At 73.9% G+C, this 662-nt stretch carries 2 protein-coding genes; one reads left to right on the top strand and one right to left on the bottom strand.

The genetic code is table 11. The features are described 5' to 3' along the window. Positions 1 to 109: FAD-dependent oxidoreductase (locus DEIPI_RS36855; protein ID WP_157463805.1), on the bottom strand; the 109-nt coding region annotated here is incomplete at its 3' end. A 79-nt stretch (positions 110 to 188) separates the two neighbouring features. Between DEIPI_RS36855 and DEIPI_RS32660 the strand changes: the two genes are divergently transcribed. Then, positions 189 to 662: PAS domain-containing protein (locus tag DEIPI_RS32660; protein WP_045234713.1), on the top strand; the 474-nt coding region annotated here is incomplete at its 3' end.

The following is a 662-nucleotide window of genomic DNA, read 5'->3' as shown; positions in this document are numbered from 1 at the left end:
CGCCCTCCAGCACGGTGACGCGCAGGCCTTCGCGCGCGAGGCGGTAGGCGCAGGCGGCGCCGACGATGCCCGCGCCGATCACGAGGACGTCCGCTCGAAGGGAGGTCATGGGTCCATCATCGCGCCCACGCCCGCCGTCCGTCTTGTCCGCGCCCGCCGCCCGCGCACGGAATTCCGCACAATGGGGCATGCCTGCCCCCCTCGCGAGCCTCCTCGCGCCCGACGTGCTGCTCGACCTGTTCGACGCGCTGCCCGAGACGATGTTCTACGTCAAGGACACCCGGGGCCGCTACGTGACGGTCAACAGGACGATGCTCGACCGCTCGGGCCTCTCGCGCAGGGAGGACGTGCTGAACCGCACCGCCGCCGACCTCTTCCCCGGCGCGCTCGGCGAGAACTACACCCGCGACGACCTGCTCGTCATCGCGCGGGGCGAGGCGATCCGCGACCGGCTGGAGATGTACCATCCGCAGCGCGGGCGCGGCGCGTCCGTGAACGTCGGGTGGTGCCTGACGCACAAGCTGCCCCTGCGGGACCCTTCGGGCGTCGTCGTGGGGCTCGCGGGCGTCTCCCGGGACCTGCCCCGCCCGGACGAGCGCAGCCAGACCTACGCCCAGGTGGCGAGCGTCGCGGCGCGCGTGCGGGCGTCACCGGGGGAGCCG

The organism is Deinococcus pimensis DSM 21231, assembly GCF_000519345.1.
In the GTDB taxonomy this organism is placed as follows: domain Bacteria; phylum Deinococcota; class Deinococci; order Deinococcales; family Deinococcaceae; genus Deinococcus_A; species Deinococcus_A pimensis.
This window is presented reverse-complemented; position numbering and strand designations above follow the sequence as displayed.